Origin of the sequence: Pseudomonas sp. P129 (assembly GCF_020312195.1) — a bacterium.
GTDB lineage: Bacteria > Pseudomonadota > Gammaproteobacteria > Pseudomonadales > Pseudomonadaceae > Aquipseudomonas > Aquipseudomonas fragariae.
In genome coordinates, this window is record NZ_JAGPYS010000048.1 from 1 (window position 1) to 325 (window position 325).

Annotated in this window: 2 tRNA genes; both read right to left on the reverse strand. The window is 55.4% G+C overall.

Features of this window, described 5'->3' with window-relative positions:
- Nucleotides 1-14: 14 nt before the first annotated feature.
- A tRNA-Ala gene (locus KBY02_RS26065) sits at nt 15-90 on the reverse strand.
- Nucleotides 91-134: 44 nt separating this feature from the next.
- Nucleotides 135-211: transfer RNA gene (locus KBY02_RS26070), tRNA-Ile, on the reverse strand.
- Between the last annotated feature and the right edge of the window lie 114 nt (nt 212-325).

Consider the following 325-nt stretch of genomic DNA (forward strand, 5'->3'; position numbering starts at 1 on the left):
ACAGAAGCAGTAAGTGGTGGAGCCAAGCGGGATCGAACCGCTGACCTCCTGCGTGCAAGGCAGGCGCTCTCCCAGCTGAGCTATGGCCCCGTATCCGGGTGTCGTACGCGCTCTGACCAACTTCACCAGGTAACTGGTGGGTCTGGGCAGATTCGAACTGCCGACCTCACCCTTATCAGGGGTGCGCTCTAACCAACTGAGCTACAGACCCAAAATAGGGTGTGCAAAGCAAAAGCTGCTTCTAATCGTCTTCTTCAATGAATCAAGCAATTCGTGTGGGTGCTTATGGCGCAGCTGAGTCGTCGATTAAGGAGGTGATCCAGCC